Raw genomic sequence first — 21,844 nt, 5'->3', positions numbered from 1 at the left:
TGGGCGCGGCGGCCCGGCGGGCGCCTCGGTCCGGCGTACCCGCGGCGGACCGTCAGGCGAAGGCGTTCACGCCGGTCAGCCGCGCCGACAGGTCCCACAGCCGGGCCGCCTGCTCGGGGTCGATCGCGTAGTCCCTGACGCCGACCCGGGGGCCGCCGGGCACGAAGGGCGAGGCGATGTCGCAGTCCTCCAGGTAGACCCCGCCCTTACCGTCGAGCTGGGGGGAGGTGGCGGCGAACACCTGGGTCGCGGCGCCCTGTTCGGGGGACTTGAAGCCGGCCGGGTTCAGCGGGTTGCCGTCCTCGTCGATCCAGCCGCGGTCGACCATCTCCTGCTTGGGCAGGTGCCGCTGCAGCGGGGTGAGGATGCCGCCGGGGTGGAGGGCGAAGGCGCGCACGCCGTGGTCGCGGGCGAGGGCGTCGAGCTGGACGGCGAAGAGCACGTTGGCGGTCTTGGCCTGGCCGTACGCCTCCCACTTGTCGTAGTGGCCCTGGTCGAACTGGAGGTCGTCCCAGCGGATCGGGGAGTTGTGGTGACCGCCGGAGGAGACCGCGACGACCCGGCCGCGGCCCCGCTCGATCGCCGGCCACAGCCGGTTGACCAGGGCGTAGTGGCCGAGGTGGTTGGTGGCGAACTGCGCCTCCCAGCCGGGGCCGACCCGGGTCTCGGGGCAGGCCATGACGGCGGCGCTGTTGATGACGAAGTCGATGTCGCGGCCGGAGGCGAGGAACCGCTCGGCGAACTTCTCGACGCTGTCGAGGTCCGCCAGGTCCAGTTCGTCCAGCTCGACGCCGTCGATGCCGGCCAGCGCCTCCCGTGCGGTGTCGGGGCGGCGGGCCGGCACGACGACGTGCGCGCCGGCCGCGGCCAGCGCGCGGGTGGTCTCCAGGCCGAGCCCGGAGTAGCCGCCGGTGACGACCGCGAGCTTCCCCGACAGGTCGATTCCGCGCAGGACCTCGGCCGCGGTGCTGTCGGCGCCGAATCCGGATGCGATGGGCTGCTGTGGTGTGGTCATGGTCCCGAGGCTAGGAGCTGGAGCGCACTCCAACGCAAGTGGCCGCGCGGTACGTCGCCTCCCGCGGGAGCGGGGCGCGGCCCGGCCACCCGCCACGTCGCGTCACGCCGCATCACGCCGGCGCGGCGTGCGCGTCGCCCGGCGCCGCTTCGGCCGGGCGCGACAGCAGGGCGGTGACCACGTACGAAACGACGACGGACACGATCACCAGCGGCATCACCGTCACGCCGTCCTTGCCGAGCAGGAGGGTGGCCAGCAGCACGCACGTGAGCGGCAGCCGCAGCATCGCGACGCTCATCGCGCCCATGCCGGTGGCGAACCCGGCGTCCAGCGGCATCCCGGGCAGGTGCGACATGAAGGTGCCGACGGCCGCGCCGATGAAGAGGGACGGGAAGATCGGCCCGCCCCGGAAGGCGCTCAGCGAGGCGGAGTACGCCAGCGACTTGCACGCCACCAGCAGCACGAGCGCGCCGAGGGAGTACGTCGAGGCGCCGCTGAGCAGCGGGCCCATCGCGCTCTCCCCCGAGTACAGCACGTCCTTGGCGGACTTGCCCGAGCCCTGCGCGTAGGCGATGGCCAGGCCCGCGACGAGCAGGCCGAGCACCACGGTGAGCAGCAGCCGTTGGCGCTCGACGTACCGCAGCAGCCACCGCGCGAGCCACCGCACCCCGGCGGCGAGCAGGGCCGCGACCAGCCCGACCAGCAGCGCCCAGCCGAACTCCGCGGCGGTGGGATCGGCCGCCTTCGGCACGCTGGGCAGCTTGAGCGAGTACGTTCCCAGGCCCGTCCACGAGCCCATCCCGATGAAGATGAGCGAGCCGATCCCGGAGGCGAGCAGGCCCGGCACCAGCACCGGGCCGAGCATCGGGCCGCCCAGCCCGGCCGCCTCCATCAGCAGGAACGCGCCCAGCAGCGGCGATCCGAGCAGCGAGCTCACCGCGGCGAAGCTGCCGGTAGCGCCGAGCACCGCGTAAGTCTGCTCGGGCAGGCCGGGTTTGAGCAGCCGGAACGGTCCGGCGGCCAGCCCGCCGCCCAGAGCGAGCAGCGGCGCCTCCGGGCCGAGCACGGCGCCGAAGGCGAGCGTGGCCAGCGCGGCGAGCACGATGCTCGGCAGCGCGGCCAATGCGGGTGAACCGGACGGCGAGAAGCCCTTGGTCGGCTCGTGGCCGCCGGCGCCGGGCAGGAAGAGGACGCACAGCGCGGTCACCACCGCGCCGACCGCGAGCAGCGGCAGCGGCCACCACGGCGGGGTCTCGTGGAACCCGAGCGAGCGGGGCAGGTCGTGGTAGAGCAGCGGCTCCAGCTTGTTCGCCAGCGCGAGGAAGGCGAAGGAGGCCACGGAGATCGGCACGCCGAGCAGGACCGCCAGCACGAGCAGGTTCAGGTAACCCCGGCTGCGCAGCAGGGAGTCCGCCTGGGCCGCCGCCCCCTTGCCGGATCCGTCCGAGCCGCCCGATCCGTCCTGCCCGTGCGCACCCTCCGCGCCCGCGCCCGCCGCCCCTCCGGCCATGACCCACCGCCTCACCGCCGACCGCGTTCGCGTGTCCCGACCAGCCGACCCAAGCACCGGCGGACGCTCCGCCGGCGGCCGACACCTGCCGGGTCCCCCGACGGAGCGGCCGGAGCGGTCCGAATGCCGCAAGGCGCGGCCCCCGCTCGGCAACGTCCGCCACCGCCCGGCTGCCTCCGGCCGCTGCCGTTCCCCTCTCCCCGCTTGCCGGCTCCCCCGCTGCCCCCGTTTCCCCGAACCGCCGCACCTTCTCGGACACGCTCGGTCACTGATCGGGCACGATCGGTCGGGTACGGTGAGGCACGTGACAGCCCAACCCGCACCCCGGTGCCTGGTGACCGGGGCGACCGGGTACATCGGCGGCCGGCTCGTCCCGCAACTCCTCGACGCCGGGTACGCGGTGCGCTGCCTCGCCCGCACTCCCGTGAAGCTGCGCGACCACCCCTGGGTGGACCAGGTGGAGGTGGCACCCGGCGACGTACTGGACGCGGACGCGGTGGGAGCGGCGATGCGCGACGTCGAGGTGGCCTACTACCTGGTGCACGCGCTGGGCACCGGGGCCGGGTTCGAGCGGACCGACCGTGCGGCGGCGCGGACCTTCGCCGAGCAGGCCCGGGCGGCCGGGGTGCGCCGGATCGTGTACCTCGGCGGCCTCACCCCGCAGGGTGTCCCGGTCGACCGGCTCTCGCCGCACCTGCGCTCGCGTGCCGAGGTCGGACGGATCCTGCTCGACTCGGGCGTGCCGACCACGGTGCTGCGGGCCGCGGTCATCATCGGCTCCGGCTCCGCGTCGTTCGAGATGCTGCGCTACCTCACCGAGCGGCTGCCGGCCATGGTGACGCCGAGCTGGGTGCGCACCCGCCTCCAGCCGATCGCCGTACGGGACGTGCTGCGCTACCTGGTGGGCAGCGCCGCGATGCCGCCCGAGGTGAACCGCTCCTTCGACATCGGCGGCACCGGCGTGGTGACGTACCGGGACATGATGCAGCGCTACGCCGCCGTGGCCGGGCTGCCGAAACGGGTGATCGTGCCGGTGCCGGTGCTGACCCCGCGGTTGTCCAGCCACTGGGTCGGGCTGGTCACGCCGGTGCCGGCGAGCGTGGCCCGCCCGCTCGCCGAGTCGCTGCGGCACGAAGTGGTGTGCCACGAGCACGACATCGCCGCCTACGTGCCGGACCCGCCGGGCGGCCCGCTCGACGTCGACACCGCACTGCGGCTGGCGCTGCAACGGGTGCGGGACGCGCAGGTGACCACCCGCTGGACCTCGGCGTCCGTACCGGGCGCGCCCAGCGACCCGCTGCCCACCGACCCGGACTGGGCCGGCGGCAGCCTCTACACCGACGAGCGGGAGGCGGCCGTCGACGCCTCACCGGCCGACCTGTGGAAGGTGATCGAGGGGATCGGCGGCGAGCACGGCTGGTACTCCTTCCCGCTGGCGTGGGCGGTGCGCGGCTGGCTGGACCGGCTGGTGGGCGGGGTCGGCCTGCGGCGCGGGCGGCGGGACGCCGAACGGCTGCGGATCGGCGACTCGCTGGACTTCTGGCGGGTGGAGGAGATCGACCGGGGCAGGCTGCTGCGCCTGCGGGCCGAGATGCGGCTGCCAGGCCCGGCCTGGCTGGAGATGCGCGCCGACACCGACGACTCCGGCCGCACCCGCTACCGCCAGCGTGCCGTCTTCCACCCCCGGGGGCTGCTCGGGCACGCCTACTGGTGGTCCATCTCCCCCTTCCACAGCACGGTGTTCGGCGGGATGGCCCGGAACATCGCGCAGGCGGCGAACCGGGCGGGCGGGACCGGCGGCACCTCGGCAGGCGGTACGTCCTCGCACGACGGCGGGAAGGGGCGTGCCTCATGAACGGGAAGACGCCGAACACGGCATCCGGCTCGGCCGGCTCGGGCTCGGCAGCGGCTTCGGGTGAACACCGGTGCGCGGTCGTGCTGTTCACCTCCGATCTGCGCCTGCACGACCATCCGCCGCTGCGGGCTGCCCTGGCCGCCGCGGACGAGGTGGTGCCCCTCTTCGTCCGCGACCCGGCGGTGGACGGCGCCGGGTTCGCCGCGCCCAACCGGCGGGCGTTCCTTGCCGACTGCCTGGAGTCGCTGGACGCGGCGCTGCGCGAGCGCGGCGGGCGGCTGGTGGTGCGCGAGGGCGACCCGGCCGCCGAGGTGCGCGCGGTGGCGCGCGAGGCGGGCGCGGACGAGGTGCACCTCGCCGCCGGGTACAGCGCGTTCGCGCAGCACCGCGAGGAACGGCTGCGCGACGCCCTGGCCGCCGACGGTCGGCGGCTGCACGTCCACGACGCCGTGGTCACCGCGGTACCGCCGGGCTGGGTCACCCCGCAGAACTCCACCCACTTCGCGGTGTTCACGCCGTACTTCCGGCGCTGGCAGCAGGAGTCGCTGCGCGACCCGCTCGCCGCACCCCGCACCGTCCGCGTACCGGGCTCGTTGCGCTCGGCGCTGATCGCGGCACGCGGGTCGATCGGCTCGGTGTCGCCCGAACTGGCCGCCGGCGGCGAGGCCGAGGGACGCCGGCTGCTCGCCGGGTGGCTGCGCCGCGGCGTCGACGACTACGGCGAGCGACACGACGACCTGCCCGGCGACGCGACCTCGCGGATCTCCCCGCACCTGCACTTCGGCACCCTGTCCCCCGTCGAGGTGGTGCGCAGGTCGCTGGCGAAGGGCGGGCCCGGCGCGGAGGCGTTCGTCCGGCAGCTGTGCTGGCGTGACTTCCACCAGCAGGTGCTCGCCGCGCGTCCGGCCGTCGCGACGGCCGACTACCGCACCCGGCAGGACCGTTGGCGGACCGGGGCGGCCGCGGACGCCGACGCGGAGGCGTGGCGGCAGGGCCGGACCGGCTACCCCGTGGTGGACGCGGCGATGCGCCAGCTGAGCGCGCAGGGCTGGATGCACAACCGGGGCCGGCTGCTGGCGGCGAGCTTCCTCGCCAAGACGCTCTACCTGGACTGGCGGGTCGGCGCCCGCCACTTCCTGGACCTGCTGGTCGACGGCGACATCGCCGAGAACCAGCTCAACTGGCAGTGGGTGGCCGGCACCGGCACCGACTCGCGTCCCAACCGGGTGCTGAACCCGCTGCTCCAGGCGAAGCGGTACGACCCGGACGGCGACTACGTGCGCCGCTGGGTGCCGGAGCTGGCCGGGGTGGCGGGCGCGGCGGTGCACGAGCCGTGGCGGCTGCCGGCCAAGGAGCGGGCGGACTCCGGCTACCCGGACCCGATCGTCGACCTGTCCGAGGGGCTGGCCCGTTTCCGGCAGGGCAGGGGCCTGGACTAGGGCCTGTCGTTCGGCGCCGGCATGGCGGTGCCGCCGGGCGGGAGTTCGCCCGGCGGCACCGTGGTGCGGGTCAGGTCAGATGTTCCAGACCTGGAACTCCGAGAGCTGGCCGGCCGGCCAGCCCGTGTTGGCCGTGACGTTCAGCCGGAAGTAGCGCTGGCTGGTCGCGGCGAACGACAGGGTGACCGTGTTGCCGCTCGTCGGGTCGAAGCTGTAACTCGCCGACGCCTTCAGGGTGGTGAAGGTGCTGCCGTCGTTGCTCGCCGACAGCGACAGCGTCTGGCTGCGGGCGCCCCAGCTCGCCGGGAGCTGGAGCACGACGCGGCTGGCGCTCTGCGCGGAGCCGAGGTCCACCTGGACCCACTGCGGGAACGCGTTGTTGGCGCTCTCCCAGTAGGTGTCCTGGTTGCCGTCCGTCACGTTGGACGAGGGGTACACGTCGGTGTGGCTGGACTCGCTGGTGGACTTGTGCAGGGCGAGGTTGGCGCTCACCGTGCCGGTTCCGGTGCCGGACAGCGGGATGGTGGTCGGGCTGTTCGACGCGTTGCCCGCGACGGTGAGCGTGCCGGTGCGGGTGCCGGCCACGGTGGGCTTGAAGGTGACGCTCACCGTGCAGGAGCCGCCCGCCGCGATCGAGGTGCCGCAGGTGTTGGTCTGCGCGAAGTCCCCGGAGGTGCTGACCGAGGAGATCGACGCGGCCGCGGTGCCGGTGTTGCTGAGGGTGACCGTCTGCGGGCTGCTGCTGATGCCGGGCGCCACGCTGCCGAAGGTCAGCGTGGACGGGCTGGCCGCAAGGGTCGCCGAGGAGGGCGGCGTGCTGCCGCCGGCGCTCGGGAAGACCTCGAGGTCGGACAGTTGGGCCTGCGTCCAGCCGGTGTTGGCGGTGATGTTGATCCGGACGTACCGCGCGGTGGCGGCGTTGAAGGTGATGGTCACCGTGTTGCCGGTGGCCGGGTCGAAGGTGCGGGCCGCCGAGGCCGCCAGCGTGGAGAAGCTGGAGCCGTCCGTGGAGCCCTGCACCGAGAGGGTCTGGCTGCGGGCCGCCCACGCGGTGGACGGCGGGAGCTTCAGCACGACCTTGCCGACGCTGTAGCTCGCGCCGAGGTCGACCTGCGCCCACTGCGGGAAGGCCCCGTTGCTCTCCCAGTACGTCGACGCGTCGGCGTCGGTCACGTTCGCCACGGGGTAGAGGGAGTTGCTACTGCTCGCGGAGGTGGGCTTGCCGGCCGCGATGTTGGTGTTGCTGTCGATGCCGCTGCCGGTCAGGCCGACGGTGGTCGGGCTGTTGTTGGCGTTGCTGGTGACGGTGAGGGTGCCGCTGCGGGACCCGCCGGTGGTGGGCTTGAAGGTGACGTTGACGGTGCAGGAGGCGCCGACCGCGACGGTGGAGCAGTTGTTGGTCTGCGCGAAGTCGCCGGTCACCGAGACACCGGAGACGCTCGCGGAGGTGGTGCCCGAGTTGGTGACGGTCACCGCCTGCGCGGCGGCGGTGTCGCCGACGACGGTGCCCGCGAAGGACAGGCCGCCCGGGTTGGCGTTGAGCACCGGGCCGGGCGCGGTGCCGGTGCCGGACAGGCTGACGGTGTTGGTGATGCCGCCGGCGTTGACGGTCAGGGTGCCGGTGCGCGAACCGGTCGCGGTCGGGCTGAACTTGACGCTGACCGTGCACGATCCGTTGGCGGCGATGGAGCTGCCGCAGGTGTTGGTCTGCGCGAAGTCACCGGTGGCGGCGATCGAGGAGACCGAGGCCGCCGTGCCGGTCGGGTTGGCGACGGTCACCGTCTGCGCCGCGCTGGTGGCGCCGGTGGCGACCGAACCGAAGGACAGCGCGCTGGGGTTGGCGGTCACACCGGAGGGCGGGTACGGCGGGAACACCGGGGTGGGCCACGGGCCGCAGACCGGGGTGCCGTCGATGCCGGAGTTGCCGCCGCCGTCGGTGACGGCGAAGTTGCCGCCCTCGCAGCTGTAGACCGGTGAGGGCGCGCCCACGCCGGTGGCGGTGACGTTGGTGAACTTCGCGGCGCCGCCGGTCTGCTCCTGGAGCGCGAAGGTGCCGGTGCCGGCGATGGTCACGTTGCTCAGGTTGACCCCGCTGACCGTGCCCTCGACCCACTGCACGGCCTCGTACGGGCTCTGCTCGATCAGGGCGTTGGAGACGTTGACCGGCCCGGTGATGGCGCCCTGGCTGCCGTCGAACCACAGCGCGCCCACCCCGAACTGCCAGTTCGGGTCGAGGCTGCCGTCGCGGATCATGGTGTTGTTGCTGATGGTGGTGGTGCCGACCGGCGTGGAGGTGAAGCGCTGCCCGACGTGGATGCCGCCGCCCTGGGCGAGGCCGGTGTCCTGGACCAGGTTGCCGGTGACGGTGTTGTCGTGGCCGCCGTAGATCGCGATGCCGTTGGCGAGGATCTGGTCCTGCACGGTGTTGTCGGAGATGGTGTCGTTGGCGTCGGCGCCGAGGGCGGAGTCCGCCCAGGTGGCGATGCCGTCGTCACCGGTGTTGCGGATGTCGCTGTTGGTGACGGTGGAGTTGGTCACGCCGCCGTGGAAGTTGATGCCGTCCGCGGTGGTGTCGCGGATGCGCATCCCGCTGAAGGTCAGCTTGTCCATCGGGCCGTCCATCCAGGCCCCGACCTTCATGTGGTCGATCCACAGGTTCGACACCGACGAGTTGCTCATCGCGCCGCCGATCCCGTTCACCTGCGCGCTGTCGTCGCGTTCCTGCACGTTGCCGAAGATCGCGAAGTTCTGCAGGTGGACGTTGCTGCTCGGCGAGGGCGCGGAGTTGCCGTAGAAGCCCGGCGCGGTACCGGTGACGGTGGAGTACCACATGCCCGCGCCCGCGACGGTGACGTTGTTGACCGCGATGTGCCCGGGGATGTTGTACGTGCCCGGCGGTATCCACACGGTGCCGCCCGAACCGGCCGCGCTGATCGCGGCGTTGAAGGCGGCGGTGGAGTCCGCCGCACCGCTGGAGTCGGCACCCTTGCTGGTCACCGAGACCGAGCCCGCCGGCTGCGGGAGCGCCGCGCCGACCTGCTCGAAGTCGGCGAAGTCGAGCGTGTAGGAGGAGGCGGTGTCACCCGAGTCCACCTGGAACTTGAAGGTGGTGCCGGCCGGGTAGGTGGTGCTGAAGAGCCGGTGCGCCTCGTCGTAGAAGTGGTGCGGGTTGCTGCCCGGCGAGTTGGTGAAGGGGTAGCTGCCGTAGTACCAGGAGTACGCGTTGGTGAGCGTGAAGTCGGGCTGCTTCGTGCCGTTGATGTACATCGACAGCGGAGCCGTGTACACCGAGCCGCCGGACGCGTCGGGGATGCTGTAGCGGAAGTCGATCGAGTTCGTCGCCACCGGCGTGGTGAAGGTGACGTACTTCCCGGAGCCGCTGAGGGTCACCGCCTTGCGGTACGACGCCTCGTCGGCGAGCTCGCCGGCCGCGTAACTCGGGCCGATCACGGTCCCGTTGGTGGCGGAGCTCTCCGCCTGCACCTCGACGTAGGGAAGGCTCGCACCGTTGCCGCCGGTGGCGGCCGCCGTCGCCGCGGACGCGGGCTGGAGGGTGAGGCCGAGCACACCGCCCGCGGCGAGCACCGCGGTGGTGCCTCCGACCGCGACCGCGCGTCTGAGACTTCGGAGGGATCTGAACACGTCTTGCTCCTTTCGACACGAACAGCCGGACCGGCACCGCGGCGCGCAGGACACGGCCGGGCGCGGGCCAAGGAGTAACGAACTGCGAGGGGAAGGGTGGTGGGGGAACGGGGGGACGCCGGTGCATCACCGGGACCCGGTGGCGACGCAGGGGGACCGTAACCCCTGCGACACATCACTGCAATATCTGAATCCGTTTTCGTTGAATCCTGACTTTTACTTGCAAGAGTGAGTGTGATCATTTGAGTGATCGCGCGCGGACGGCGGGGCGGGCGGGCATCCGAAGTCGCCCCGCCGGCAACCGGCCTGACGCGGCGTCGGCGCCACTGAGGCCCGCGGCATTTCCCCCGGCTTGCGCGCCGGTCACGTTCATGTGAAAACGGGCCGCCCCGGCCCCCTCGCGCCATTGACAGGCGGCTTTCTTGTGATTGTCATGGACACACATCGAGGCCGTCCCCCGGGCACCCCTCCCGCGCGGTCCCGGACGAGGAGGTCAGCCCGCACCGTGGCATACGAAGCCGCCGGCGCAGCCCCGGCCTACCCGCCGCACCCCTCCCCTCCCGTCACCGCCCGGACCGGACACCGGCCGCCGACCCCTCCGACCGGACGCGAGGCGCTGCTGGAGGAGGTCTGGCAACGCCTCTGGCAGGACGGCGGGTTGCTGGTGCACGGCCCGCGCGGTATCGGCAAGTCCGTGCTGCTCGGCGCGCTCACCGCGCGGGCCGTCGACGGCGGCGCGACCGTCCTGCGCTGCTCCCCCGCCGCCGACGACACCCCGCTGCCGTACGTGGGGGTGATCGACCTGTTCGCGCGGGTGCCCCAGGACGTGCTGGAGTCCCTGCCGTCCGGGCCGCGCACCGCCCTGCGGACGGCGCTCCTGCGCGGGCACGGACCGGTCGGGCCGTACGGCGGGCTCGCGGTGCGGGTGGCCGTGCTGGAGGCGCTGCGGCTGCTCGCCCGACGGGCGCCCGTCGTCCTGCTGGTGGACGGCGTCCAGTGGCTGGACGAGCCGAGCGCGCAGGTGCTGGCGTTCGCCGCGCGCCGGCTGGAGGGAGCCGACGTGCGGATCGCCGCGAGCGAGCGGGTGGCCGAGGGCGGCCGGCCCGCCCGTACGCACTGCTGCCCGCCGGGCACCGCCGAGGTGGCGGTGCCCCCGCTGGGCGACGACGACATGGCGCTGCTGCTGCTCGCGTCCGGGGTGACCCTGCCGCCGTCCGCGCTGCGCGCGGTGCTGCACGCCGCGGCCGGAAACCCGCTGTACGCCCTGGCGTTGGGACGCGAGGCGCTGCGCACCGGCCCGCCCTCGCTGTCCGACGGCTTCCTGCCCGTCCCCGGGGATCTGCGGGCGCTCGTCCTCGACCGGGTCCGCACGCTGCCCGAGCCCGTCCAGGACGTGCTGCTGATGGCCGCGGCCGCCACCCGCCCGACGCTCACCCTGCTGCGGTCGGCCGCCGGCACCGGACCCACCGCGACCGCGCTGGACGCGGCGGAGCGGCTCGGCGTGGTGGCCTGCGACGCGTCGGGCGCGGTGCGTTTCGGCCACCCGCTGCTGCCTGTCGCCCTGTGCGCGGACGCCTCCGGCCCGGCCCGCCGCCGCGCGCACGCGCTGCTGGCCGCCGCGGCCGGCGAACCCGTGGCAGCGGCACGGCACCTGGCGCTGGCCCACCCCCAGGAGGACGAGTCCGTCGCGCTCGCGGTCATGACGGCCGCGCACACGGCGCGCGAGCGCGGCGACGCGGCCACCGCCGCGGAACTCGCCGTACTCGCCGCGCTCCGCACCCCGGAGCGCACCGAGCCGCGCGACCAACGCCTGCTGTACGCGGCCGGGTTCGCCTGCGACGCGGGCCACCGCGAGGAGTCCGAGCGCATCGCGCAGCGCGTCCTGGACGGCTCCGCCTCCGCCTCCGGCCGGGTCGGTGCCCGGCTGGTGCTGCTGCGCAACGCCGGGCAGGCGCTGCGCGACAAGGCCGGCCTGATCACGGACGGCCTGCGCGAAGCGGCCGGCGACCGCGCGCTGGAGGCGAAGTTGTACGACTGGGCCGCCCTGCGCGGCCTGCTGTGCGGGGAGTTGCCGCAGGCCGCCGAGCACGCCCTGCTCGCCGCCGCCCGCGCCGCCGACGTCGGGGACACCGGCACCGAGGTCGACGCGCTGTCCACGCTCGCGCGGGTGCGCGCGCTGGCCGGTGAACCCGCCGCCGCCGAGGCCGCGTTGGACCGGGCGCTGACCCGGGCCGACCACGGGCCGCAGAGCTGGGGCATCCAGCGGATGCGGGCGATCCTCACGCTGGACTCCGACCGGGTCGGGCACGCCCGCGCCCAGGTGACCGCGCTGCTGGACGCCACCGGCGGCGCGGCCGACGTCGAGCAGGACGTGGCCTCGCTGGTGGCCCTCACCCGCGTCCAGGTGCGGGCGGGCGAGTGCCGGGAGGCGCTGCGCACCGCGGCCCACTGCACCCGCGTAGTGGCCGACGCCGGGCTGCGGTCCGCGCCGGCGCTCTACGCGGCGGCGCTGGCCGAGACGTTCGGCGGCAGCGCGGACGACGCCTGCCGGCTCGCCGTGGACGCGGTGGCCGCCTCGGAGGCCGACGGCGACCGGCTCTTCCTGCTGCGGGCGCTGGCGGTGCTCGGGCAGGCCGCGCTCTTCGCGGGCGACCGGCGGCGCGCCGCCCGGTCCGTCGAGTCGCTGCGCCGCGCCCTGGAGGTCGGCGACGCGATGGGCGCGGCCGATCCGCCGCTGCTGTGCTGGCACGCCGACCTCGCCGAGGCGCTGGTGACCGCGGGCGAGACGGACGCGGCGGCCGCAGTGCTGGTGCGCGCCCGCGCGCGCATGACCGGCCCGGTGCCCGGCAGCGTCCTGGCCGCGCTGGAACGGTCCGAGGGGCTGCGGGAGGCGGCGGCCGGGCGCGCGAAGGAGGGCGCGGTGCTGCTGCGTTCGTCGGTCCAGCGGCTGCGGGGGCTCGAACTTCCGGTGGAGCTGGTCCGCACGCTGACCGCGCTGGGCGCGGTGGAGCGCCGGGCCCGGCACCGTACCGCCGCGCGGACCGCCCTCACCGAGGCGCTGGACCTCGCGGAGCGGACCGGCGCCACGCCGCTGGCCGAGCGGGCCGCGGACGAACTCGCCCGGGTCGACGCGGTGGTGCGGGGTGCGACCAGCCCGGCGAGCCTGACGCCGGCCGAGGCGAGGGTGGCGGAACTCGTCCGGGGCGGCGCCACCAACCGGGAGGTGGCCGCGGAACTGTTCATCAGCGTCAAGACGGTCGAAGGGACGCTGTCGCGGCTGTACCGCAAGTTCGGTGTCCGGTCCCGGACCGAACTCGCGCACGTGATGGGCTCCGCGGCGCCCTGAGCCCGACTCTCGGGCGGGGCGCCCGCGCCGTCCGTCCTGAGCTCAGCCAAGGCGCCCGGCGCCGTACTGAGCCCGTCGTCGGCGGGGCCCACCCGCTCGTGCGCCCCCGGGTAGACCACGACCGGACACCGTGCCCGCACACCTGCTCCACCGAAGCGCCACACCCACCACGGGAAACACATCGTTCACAGTCGTCGCAAGGGTTCCCACGCTTATGTGCCGCCCCAGCCGTCCCTAGCGTGGACATCGTCCCGATCCGGGAACCATCCCCTCATGGAGGACCTTCGTGACGCTCCGTCTGAAACTGCTGGTCGCCGCCGCGACCCCGGCGCTGCTGGCCGCCGCCATCCCCGCCGCATCAGCCGCTTCCCCCCATTCAGACTCGGCCCGCACCTCCCTGTCCGGCGACGTGCTGCCGGGCCTCGCCTCTCACGCGGTCCGCACCGGCGATGTCGCGGCCGGACAGCGCATATCCGTCGCCGTGAGCCTCACCCCCCGGAACGAGAGCGGGCTCGACACCTTCATCGCCAAGGTCAGCGACCCCCACTCGACCAGCTACGGGCACTACCTGACGAAGGCCCAGTTCGCGGCGCAGTACGGCCGCAGCAGCGCCGACGTGAAGAAGGTCACCGACTACCTGCGCGGCCAGGGGCTCAAGGTCGGCGCCGCGCACTCCGGCAACCTGCTGGTCGACGCGAGCGGCACCGCGCCGCAGTTGGAGAAGGCGTTCGGCACCACGCTGGCGAACTGGAAGGACAGCGCCACCGGGCGCTCCTTCTACGCCAACACCGCCGCGCCGTCGGTGCCCGCGTCCATCGCGTCGATCGTCGGCAGCGTCTCCGGCCTCAACAACCAGGCGCTGCTGCGCCACCAGGCCCCCTCGTCGGTCACCCCGCACAACGGCCCCGGCGGCGGCTACACCCCGGCGCAGATCAAGGGCGGCTACAACGTCTCCGGCTCCACCGGCAGCGGCCAGAAGGTCGCCCTGCTGGAGTTCGACGGCTTCCAGCAGTCGAACATCACCGCGTACGACAGCCACTACGGCCTCAGCTCGACCGCGCCCACCGTCAGCAAGGTGGACGGCGGTTCGGGCTCGCTGGGCGACGGGCAGGTCGAGGTCGAGCTGGACATCGAGGTGCTCAACGCGGTCGCCCCCGCGGCGAAGATCACCGTCTTCGAGGGCCCCAACTCCGACGCGGGCGAGGTCGACACCTACCAGGCGATCGTGGACAGCGGCACCCCCGTCACGTCCATCAGCTGGGGAGCGGCCGAGAGCCAGCGCACCGCCGCCAACATCAACGCCGTCGACGCCGTCTTCAAGCAGGGCGCTGCCGAGGGCCTGGGCTTCTTCGCCGCCTCCGGTGACAGCGGCTCCGACGACGCGGGCAACGGCGGCAAGTCCGTCGACTACCCGGCCTCCGACCCGTACGTCACGGGCGTCGGCGGCACCACGCTGACCGTCACCTCGGCCAACGCCTGGAGCAAGGAGACCGCCTGGTCCGGCGGCGGCGGTGGCGCGTCCACGAAGTTCGCCGTCCCGAGCTGGCAGAGCTCCGTCGCCAAGAGCCAGGGCAACGGCAAGCGCCAGGTGCCGGATGTCTCGGCGCTGGCCAACCCGAGCCCGGGTGTGTCCATCTACTCGCAGGGCAGCTGGGGCCAGGTCGGCGGCACCAGCGCGGCGGCACCCGAGTGGGCGGCCTTCGCCGCCCTGTACAACCAGCAGGCCGCGGCGGCGGGCAAGGCCAACCTCGGCTTCGCCAACCCCGCGCTCTACACGGCGGCCGGCACCGGCTTCCACGACATCACCAGTGGCAGCAACGGCGCGTACTCCGCGGCCGCGGGCTGGGACTTCACCACGGGCTGGGGTTCGTACAACGCGGCGACCCTCTCCTCCACGCTGCTCAACCAGTAGGCAGGCAAGGCGGCGGCCGTCCGGCCGCAGTGAGCCCGCGGCCCGGGCGGGGGAATGCTCCCCGCCCGGGCCGCGGGCCCTTCACGCGCACGGGAGCGAGGTGGCTTCCGTGGGTGCCTTCGTTGCCGCCCGCAACGGCGTTACGAGCGCGGACCGTTGGGTCCCACGGTCTGCCCTTCCGGTGCGCGCGGGCGGCGAACGTGGGCGGGGCCCGCCGGCCGATCGGCGCCCGCATGCCCGGCATCATGCACAACGCCCCTTGCGCAGTGATCCGGTGCCCGCGCATAGTGAAGCCGTGATTCCTGCCGCGACGCCCGCCCGGCTCGCTCCGTCCGGCTCGCTCCCCCCGCGCGGCACAGGTGCGGCGGCAGCGGGGCGCGACTTCCCACACCGATCCGGAGACACCATGATCCCCACCGTCAACCCCCAGGTGCAGAAGACCGTGGAGGAACACCTCGCTCAGGTCAGGGGGGTACGCGGCGCCCTGGTGGTCGCGGCGGACGGGCTGCCGCTGTGCGGGTATGAACTCGACGACGAGCGGATCGAGCACTGGGCGGCGCTGGGCGCCACCCTCATGGGCGTGGCACGCCGGGCGGCCGAACGGGCCGAGGGCCGCGGCATCCGCACGCTGGTGGTGGACATGAACGACGGCCGGATCGTGCTCGCCGAGGCCGGCGGGGAGAGCGTCCTGCTGGTCATCGCCGCCCAGGACGCCGAGCTCGACCCCTCCGGCCCCGAACTGTCGGCACTCACCGACCAGTTGACCGCGATCCTCGGCTCGGGCCCGACCACCACCGATTAATCGGTTCCCGCGCCCAGCCCTGGCTGGGCCCCTCCGGGTGGCCGCTGCGGCGGGTTCGGCAGGGTGCCGGGCGGGCCTTCACCGGGACGGGGAGGTCGGGGCGGTGCGGTCGGGAGGCGCTGTCGAGGGGTCGGGCGGCGGGGCCTGGGCGGGGATACGGTCGGTCGGGCCGGGCAGACCCGCGAGGCGGGCGTACTGCCGGGGGCGGGCCGTGCGCAGCCAGAGGGCGTAGCCGGTGCCGGCCGTGGCCGCGGCGGCGAGCAGCCAGGGCAGGGACGTCACCAGCGGGGCCGATGTGCCGGTCAGGACAGGGAAGTTGGCCAGCACGAGCACGGTGGCGGCCACCAGCCCCGCGGCGCCCAGCGCAGGGGCGAGTGCGGTGCGCCACCAGTGGCGCGGGCGGCCGCGGTAGAAGCCGAGCACCGCGACGGACGCGAGGGCCTGCAGCGCGATGATGCCGAGCGTGCCGAGGCCGAGCAGGCTGGTGGACATGTTCAGGAACGGGTCGAGCCCGGCGGCGGCGAACACCGCGGCCACCAGCGTGCCGACGGCCGTCTGCACCACGCTGGCGCGGTGCGGGGCCCGGTGCCGCGGGTGGAGCGCGTCCATCCGGCCCGGCAGCAACCGGTCCCGGCCGAGCACGAGCAGGTAGCGGTTGGCGGCGTTGTGCAGGGCCAGCCAGCTCGCGAACAGGCTGGTGCACAGCAGGAGTTGCATCGCCGTCGAGGCCACGGCACCCAAGTAGCGGTCGCCCAGGCCGAAGTAGAGGTCGCCCAGGTGCGCGGCGGCGGTCGCCCTTACCCGGTCGGCGCCGACCGCCCCCACCGTGATCCAGCTGGTGAACGCGTAGAACGACGCGACCAGCAGGACCGCCACGAGGGTCGCCCGGGGGACGCTCCGCCCCGGGTCACGGGCCTCCTCGCCGTACAGCGCGGCCGACTCGAAGCCGATGAACGACGCGAACGCGAACATCACCGACACCCCGGCGCCCGGGGCGAGGGCCTGGTGCGGGGCGAACGACGCGGCGGGCAGGGCGCTCGCGCCGCGCTCGACCAGGACCGCCACGTCCAGTGCGAGCAGCACCGCGACCTCGCCGACCATGAACACCGCGAGCGCGCGGGCGCTCAACTCGACGTGCCGGTAGCCGAGTACGCCGACCGCCGCGAGGCCGAGCGCCGCCCACACCTCCCACGCCAGCCGCAGCCCGTGCGCGGCGGCCACGTCCCGGGCGAAGTAGGCGAACGCGCCCACCAGCGAGACGGCCACCGCGTTGTACGCCACGACTGCGACCATCCCGGCGCCGACCGCTACCGGCCGCCCCAGGCCGCGCGCGATGTACCCGTAGAAGCCGCCGCCCTGGCGGACCTCGCGGCTGATCGCGGCGTATCCGCAGGTGAAGCAGAGCAGGGTGAGCCCGGCGCAGAGGTAGAGCGCCGGGACGCCGGGGCCCGCCCCCAGCGCGAAGGACAGCGGCACCGTGAACACCATCGCCGCGAGCGGGGCCGCCGCGGCGACGACGATGAAGACGATCTTCGGCGTGGTCAGCGTCCGGCTGAACCGCCCTTGTTCGGAGGGAGGTTGACCCGGAGGACCGGCCACAGGAACGTCGGTGGGGACAGCGGCGGCATCGCCCGGCGGGAACGAGTGTGACATACCCGGATCTTCCCGGCCTCCTCCGCTCCCCCGCGGCCACTTCGCCCCGGCGTCCCACGACGGAGTGATCTTCGGGCGGCGCCGTACGCACCCCGCGTGACGTCGTACGCCCCCGCGGGCACGCACCGTACGCTCCCGCGGACGTCCTCGGACCTCTCAGGCGACCCAGTGCGGGCGGCGCTCGGCCGCGGTGGGCGGGAGACCGTCGGCGAGGGCCGCAGCCATCCGCTGCACCGCCTCGCGCAGCGCTTCGGGCGGCGCGGTGTACGGGATGCGCAGGCGCTGCTCGAAGACGCCAGGGTCGGTGGCGAAGTGGGCGCCTCCCTCGATCCGCACGCCGTAGTCGAGGACCCGCTCGGCCAGGGCCGAGGCGATCGGCTCGCCGAGGTCGACCCACAACGACAGCCCGCCGGGAGGCAGTTGCCAGGTCCAGCGCGGAAGGTGGGCGGCCAGCGCCACGGTGAGTGCGGCGCGCTGCCCGCGCAGCGCCGCGAGCCGGTCCGGCAGCAGGTCGTCCGCCCCGGCCAGCAGGTCCAGGGCGAGGAGCTGGTCGAGCACCGAGCCGCCCATGTCGGTGGCGACGCGCTGCGCGGCGAGTTCGGTGACCAGCCGGGACGGGGCGCGCAGCCAGCCGATGCGCAGACCGCCCCAGTGCGTCTTGCTCATCGAGCCCACCGTGATGACCTGGCCGGTCCCGCCGGGCGGCGCGTGCGCGGCGAACGGCGCGGGAGCCGCTACGTCCAGGGCGAGTTCGGCCAGCGCCTCGTCGATGATCAGCCAGGTGCCGGAGCGCTGCGCGGCGCGCAGGGTACGGGCCCGCTCGCCGTCGGGCATGAGGCAGCCGGTCGGGTTGTGGAAGTCGGGGATGAGGTAGGCGAGTTGGGGCATCGCCTGGCGCAGCGTGGACTCGACGGTCCCCTCGTCCCAGCCGGTGTCGGGCACCGGGACGGGAACGGTGCGCAGCCGGGCGCGGCGCATGGCCTCCAGCGCGTTCGGGTACGACGGGTTCTCCACCGCGATCCGGTCTCCGGGGGCGGACAGCAGGCCGAGCACCAGGGACAACGCGTGCTGGGCGCCCGAGGTCACCAGGATCTGGTCCGGCACGGTCGCCAGGCCCCGCCGGGTGAAGCGGTCGGCGACGGCCGCGCGCAGCTCCGGCAGTCCGTAGGGGTGGTAGCCGGGGGTGTGGACGTGCTCGGCCAGCCGCGGAGCGACCCGGGCGAGGGCGTCCGCGATCGCCCGCTCGGGCAGGCCCGGGGCGGCCCGGGCGAGGTCGATCGCGGTGTCGGGCAGCCCGAGCGCGCGGGTGACCCCGCTGGGGGTGCGGCCCTCGGGCAGCGCGGTCCAGGTCCCGGCGCCCTGGCGGCTGGTGGCGTGTCCGCTCGCGCGCAGCAGGTCGTACACGGCGGTGACGGTGGCGCGGCTGGTGCCGAGGGCCGCGGCCAGCTCGCGCTCGGCGGGGAGCCGGACATGCAGGGCGATCCGGCCGTCGAGGATCAGCGCGGCGATGGCGCGGGCGAGATGGCGGTAGGCGGGCCGGGCGCCGGCCAGGTCGGGCAGCATCGCGGCGAGTTGCCTGCTGCCCAGGGTGCGGCCGCCGCGGGGCGGGCCACCTCCGGGCGGGCCGCCGGGGCCGTCCGCGAAGGGGGCGGGCCGAGCGCTCGCCATACCATTCTCCTCCGATTGGCCGTGTCCTCCGGGCCAATCACTGTACAGACTCGCCGCCAGTGGCCCCGGCCGTGCACCGCGGCGCCCGGACACCGGAGTTACCCCGACCATCTGGAGGCGGCATGCAGAACCCCGACGGCACCCGGGCGGTGGCCACCCCGCCCGCGCCCACGCCCACGCGAGCATCCGAACCCGCGCGCAGAGCCGAGCCCGAGTCCGGGCCGAAGGACCGACCCCGGCCCGTACCCGAAGCGCCCCCGCCCGCCGCCCCGGCCCTGCGCCCCCTGCGCATCGCCCTCATGGACGCCGGGATCGGCCTGCTCGCCGCGGCGGCCGCGGTGCGCCGGCTGCGTCCGGACGCGGAACTCGTCCTCGCCTCGGACCCGGACGGCATGCCATGGGGACCGCGCGGCACGGACTACCTCACCGACCGGGTGATGGCCGTCGCCGAGGCCGCCGCCGCGCAGCGGCCCGACGCGCTGGTGGTGGCCTGCAACACCGCGACCGTGCACGCCCTGCCCATCCTGCGGGCAAGGTTCGAACCACTGCTGCCGGTGATCGGCACGGTCCCGGCGATCAAACCGGCCGCGGCGGGCGGCAGGCCGGTCGCGGTGTGGGCCACCCCCGCGACCACCGGCAGCCCCTACCAGCGCACGCTGATCGAGACGTACGCGGCGGGGGTGCGTGTCACCGAGGTGGCCTGCCCGGGGCTGTCCGACGCCGTGGAGCGCGCCGACCCGGCCGCCATCCGGGACGCGATCGACGCGGCAGCCGAGCACACCCCCACCGATGTAAGGGCCGTCGTCCTGGGCTGCACCCATTACGAACTCATCGCGGAACGGGTCCGCACCGCTCTCGGGCGGCCGGGCCGCGCACCGGTCGTCCTGCACACGACGGCCGCCGCCGTTGCCGCCCAGACGCTGCGCAGGATCGGGGCCCGCCCGTACCCGAAGGCACCCCGCCCCTCCCCCGGCGGTCTGCACGTCCTCCACAGCGGGCGCCACGCCGCGCTTCCGGCCGCCGCGCTCGCGTACGCCGAAGGCCGGTTGCTGCTCGCGGCCCCGGAACCCGCCCAGGGGTGCGCCCATGCGCGGTGACACCCCTGCGACCACCGCGGACAGCCCGCGCCTCCCCCTCGCGCCACCCGGCGAACCTGCACCCGCACCCACTCCCGGACCGGCGCCGCGCGCCCGCACCCCCCTCCCGCTCCTCGGCTATGTCCCCCTGCGCGCGCACCCGTACCGCCGCGTCCCCCAACTCCTCCTCGGCCTGGCAATGTACGGCTTCAGCCTGTCCGCCCTGGTCAGGGCCGCGCTCGGCGTCAACCCCTGGAGCGTGCTCTACGAGGGCGTCCAGCGGCACACCCCGTTGAGCTTCGGCACCGTCGGCGCGATCGTCGGCGTCCTCGTCCTGCTGCTGTGGATCCCCCTCCGACAGCGCCCGACCTTCGGCACGTTCGCGAACATCGCCGTGCTGGCCTGCTCCTCCGACCTCGGCCTCGCCCTGCTGCCCCCGCACCCGGGCCTGCCCGCCCGGGTCGGCCTGCTGGCCGGGGGCGTCGTCCTCAACGGGCTGTCCGTCGCGGTCTACGTGGGGGCGCGCCTCGGGCCGGGCCCACGGGACGGGCTGATGACGGGTACGGCCGCCGCGACCGGGTGGTCGATCCGCCGGGTCCGCACCCTGATGGAGGTCACCGTGCTCGTCGCGGGCGCGCTGCTCGGCGGCGGCGTCGGCCCCGGCACGGTGCTCTACGCGGTCGCGGTCGGCCCGATCACGCAGTTCCTGCTGCCGCGCTTCGCCCACCGCACGGCAGCGGAGCGGCTGCGCGAGGGGCGGTGACGGGGGCCGTGCCGGTCAGGTGCGGGTGGTGGCCTCGGCGCCCGCCGAGGTGCTGGGCTCGTCCGAGGTAGTGGATTCCGCCGGGGTGCTGGGCTCGGCCGGGGTGCTGGGCTCGGTCGACGTGCCCGGCTTCTCCGGGGACCCCGGCTCGGCGGGAGGCGCGGCGGCCGCGGCGGGAGCAGCGACTGCCGGAGCGGCCGCCTTCTTACGGCGCTCCTTGAACTCCTGGCGCAGCAGGATGTACCAGCCGACCGGGACCATGAGGGCGAAGAGCCACCACTGGATCGCGTACGGGAGGTGCACGCCCTGGCCGACGACCGCCATGTCGCTGGTGGACTGGCTGTCGCTGCCGGGCGCGGCGACCTGCTCGGCCGACTCGCCCTTCGCGAGGGCCGGGCTGGTCCTGACGAGTTCGAGGTAGCCGCTGAGCACCGGCTCGGAGAGCTTCTTCGCCTGCTGCGTGCTGTTGATCAGCATGAACTGGCGCGGCGGCAGGCCGCCCACATCGCGGATCCCGCTGATCCTGGTGGTCTCGTCCAGCTGGAGCCGGCCGGTGAGGGTGACCGTCCCGGTGGGCGTCCTCGGCACCGCGGGGAACGCGGCGGCGTCGTCGGCGGGAGCGATCCAGCCGCGGTTGACCAGGACCGCGTCCCCGTCGGTGGTGATCAGCGGGGTGACCAGGAAGAAGCCGAGGGTGCCGTCGGCGTTCGTCCGGCGCCGGACCACGAACTGGTGCGCGGGGTCGTAGTGCCCGGTGGCGGTCACCGGCCGGTACCGCTCGCCGCCGGGCAGGGTCGCGCCCGGGTGGGTCAGGGTGCCCATGGGGACCGGCTTCGCGTGCATCGCGAGCGAGATCCGGTGGTTGCTGTGCTTCGTCTGCTGGTAGCGGTGGTACTGCCACAACCCCAGCCGGCCCATGACCAGTATCAGCGCCACGAACAGCAGGGTCAGCAGGATCCAGCGGCGGGTGAGCAGGACGCGAAGCACGCAACGACGGTACCTCCCGCCCCGCCGCCCCCCGCACACGGGGTACTCCCCACGCGGGGCCCGGGGCCTGCGGCGGCTGGACCGCGCGCGGGCCGGGGCCACTGCCGGGCCCCGGCCCGGGCCGCCCCGGGACCGGCGGGCGGATCACCGGGGCCCGTCCGCCGCGCCCGCCGGCC

The 21,844-nt window shown here is 74.6% G+C and carries 13 protein-coding genes; 7 read left to right on the top strand and 6 right to left on the bottom strand.

Going from position 1 to position 21,844, the window contains the following annotated elements; all coding sequences use genetic code 11:
* Positions 1-52: 52 nt before the first annotated feature.
* Together C4U44_RS23115 and C4U44_RS23110 are read right to left on the bottom strand one after the other, a co-directional pair.
* Entirely contained in the window at positions 53-1,015 is a 963-nt protein-coding gene (locus C4U44_RS23115) for an SDR family NAD(P)-dependent oxidoreductase (protein ID WP_103887887.1), read from the bottom strand.
* Between the two features lie 112 nt (positions 1,016-1,127).
* Positions 1,128-2,525, bottom strand: coding sequence for a chloride channel protein (locus tag C4U44_RS23110; protein ID WP_103887886.1), 1,398 nt, complete (start codon positions 2,523-2,525; stop codon positions 1,128-1,130).
* A gap of 304 nt (positions 2,526-2,829) precedes the next feature.
* Between C4U44_RS23110 and C4U44_RS23105 the strand changes: the two genes are divergently transcribed.
* Together C4U44_RS23105 and C4U44_RS23100 are read left to right on the top strand one after the other, a co-directional pair.
* Positions 2,830-4,380: an SDR family oxidoreductase gene (locus C4U44_RS23105; RefSeq protein WP_235032284.1), complete on the top strand. Its 1,551-nt coding sequence runs from the start codon at positions 2,830-2,832 to the stop codon at positions 4,378-4,380.
* Entirely contained in the window at positions 4,377-5,819 is a 1,443-nt protein-coding gene (locus C4U44_RS23100; protein ID WP_103887884.1) for a cryptochrome/photolyase family protein, read from the top strand. The genes C4U44_RS23105 and C4U44_RS23100 overlap by 4 nt, the downstream gene beginning before the upstream one ends.
* A 75-nt stretch (positions 5,820-5,894) precedes the next feature.
* On the opposite strand, the gene C4U44_RS43275 is transcribed toward C4U44_RS23100, so the two are convergent.
* Complete coding sequence (locus C4U44_RS43275; RefSeq protein WP_103887883.1) at positions 5,895-9,461, bottom strand: choice-of-anchor D domain-containing protein; 3,567 nt, start codon at positions 9,459-9,461, stop codon at positions 5,895-5,897.
* 505 nt (positions 9,462-9,966) lie between these two features.
* Between C4U44_RS43275 and C4U44_RS23090 the strand changes: the two genes are divergently transcribed.
* From C4U44_RS23090 to C4U44_RS23080, 3 genes are all read left to right on the top strand, one after another.
* Positions 9,967-12,807 carry a helix-turn-helix transcriptional regulator gene (locus C4U44_RS23090; protein WP_235032283.1) on the top strand — a complete coding sequence of 947 codons (2,841 nt, stop codon included), beginning with the start codon at positions 9,967-9,969 and terminating at the stop codon, positions 12,805-12,807.
* Positions 12,808-13,093: 286 nt separating this feature from the next.
* Entirely contained in the window at positions 13,094-14,719 is a 1,626-nt protein-coding gene (locus C4U44_RS23085; RefSeq protein ID WP_103887881.1) for a S53 family peptidase, read from the top strand.
* Positions 14,720-15,125: 406 nt separating this feature from the next.
* A complete protein-coding gene (locus C4U44_RS23080) occupies positions 15,126-15,521 on the top strand; it encodes a roadblock/LC7 domain-containing protein (protein ID WP_103887880.1) in 396 nt (131 codons plus the stop codon).
* A gap of 78 nt (positions 15,522-15,599) precedes the next feature.
* On the opposite strand, the gene C4U44_RS23075 is transcribed toward C4U44_RS23080, so the two are convergent.
* Complete coding sequence (locus tag C4U44_RS23075; protein ID WP_103887879.1) at positions 15,600-17,174, bottom strand: APC family permease; 1,575 nt, start codon at positions 17,172-17,174, stop codon at positions 15,600-15,602.
* Positions 17,175-17,330: 156 nt separating this feature from the next.
* Positions 17,331-18,842 (bottom strand): MocR-like transcription factor YczR, encoded by a 1,512-nt coding sequence (yczR, locus tag C4U44_RS23070; RefSeq protein ID WP_103887878.1) that lies wholly within the window; start codon positions 18,840-18,842, stop codon positions 17,331-17,333.
* 284 nt (positions 18,843-19,126) lie between these two features.
* Between yczR and C4U44_RS23065 the strand changes: the two genes are divergently transcribed.
* Entirely contained in the window at positions 19,127-19,939 is an 813-nt protein-coding gene (locus C4U44_RS23065; RefSeq protein ID WP_103888055.1) for a glutamate racemase, read from the top strand.
* Entirely contained in the window at positions 19,929-20,681 is a 753-nt protein-coding gene (yczE, locus tag C4U44_RS23060; RefSeq protein ID WP_235032282.1) for a membrane protein YczE, read from the top strand. The genes C4U44_RS23065 and yczE overlap by 11 nt, the downstream gene beginning before the upstream one ends.
* A gap of 15 nt (positions 20,682-20,696) precedes the next feature.
* Here the strand turns inward: yczE and C4U44_RS23055 are convergent, their stop codons facing one another.
* Complete coding sequence (locus C4U44_RS23055) at positions 20,697-21,668, bottom strand: SURF1 family cytochrome oxidase biogenesis protein (protein ID WP_103887877.1); 972 nt, start codon at positions 21,666-21,668, stop codon at positions 20,697-20,699.
* Between the last annotated feature and the right edge of the window lie 176 nt (positions 21,669-21,844).

It is taken from the genome of Actinacidiphila yanglinensis (assembly GCF_900107965.1).
GTDB classification, from domain to species: Bacteria; Actinomycetota; Actinomycetes; order Streptomycetales; family Streptomycetaceae; genus Actinacidiphila; species Actinacidiphila yanglinensis.
Note: the sequence above shows the minus strand (reverse complement) of the source record. Positions and strands in the feature narration are given on the sequence as shown.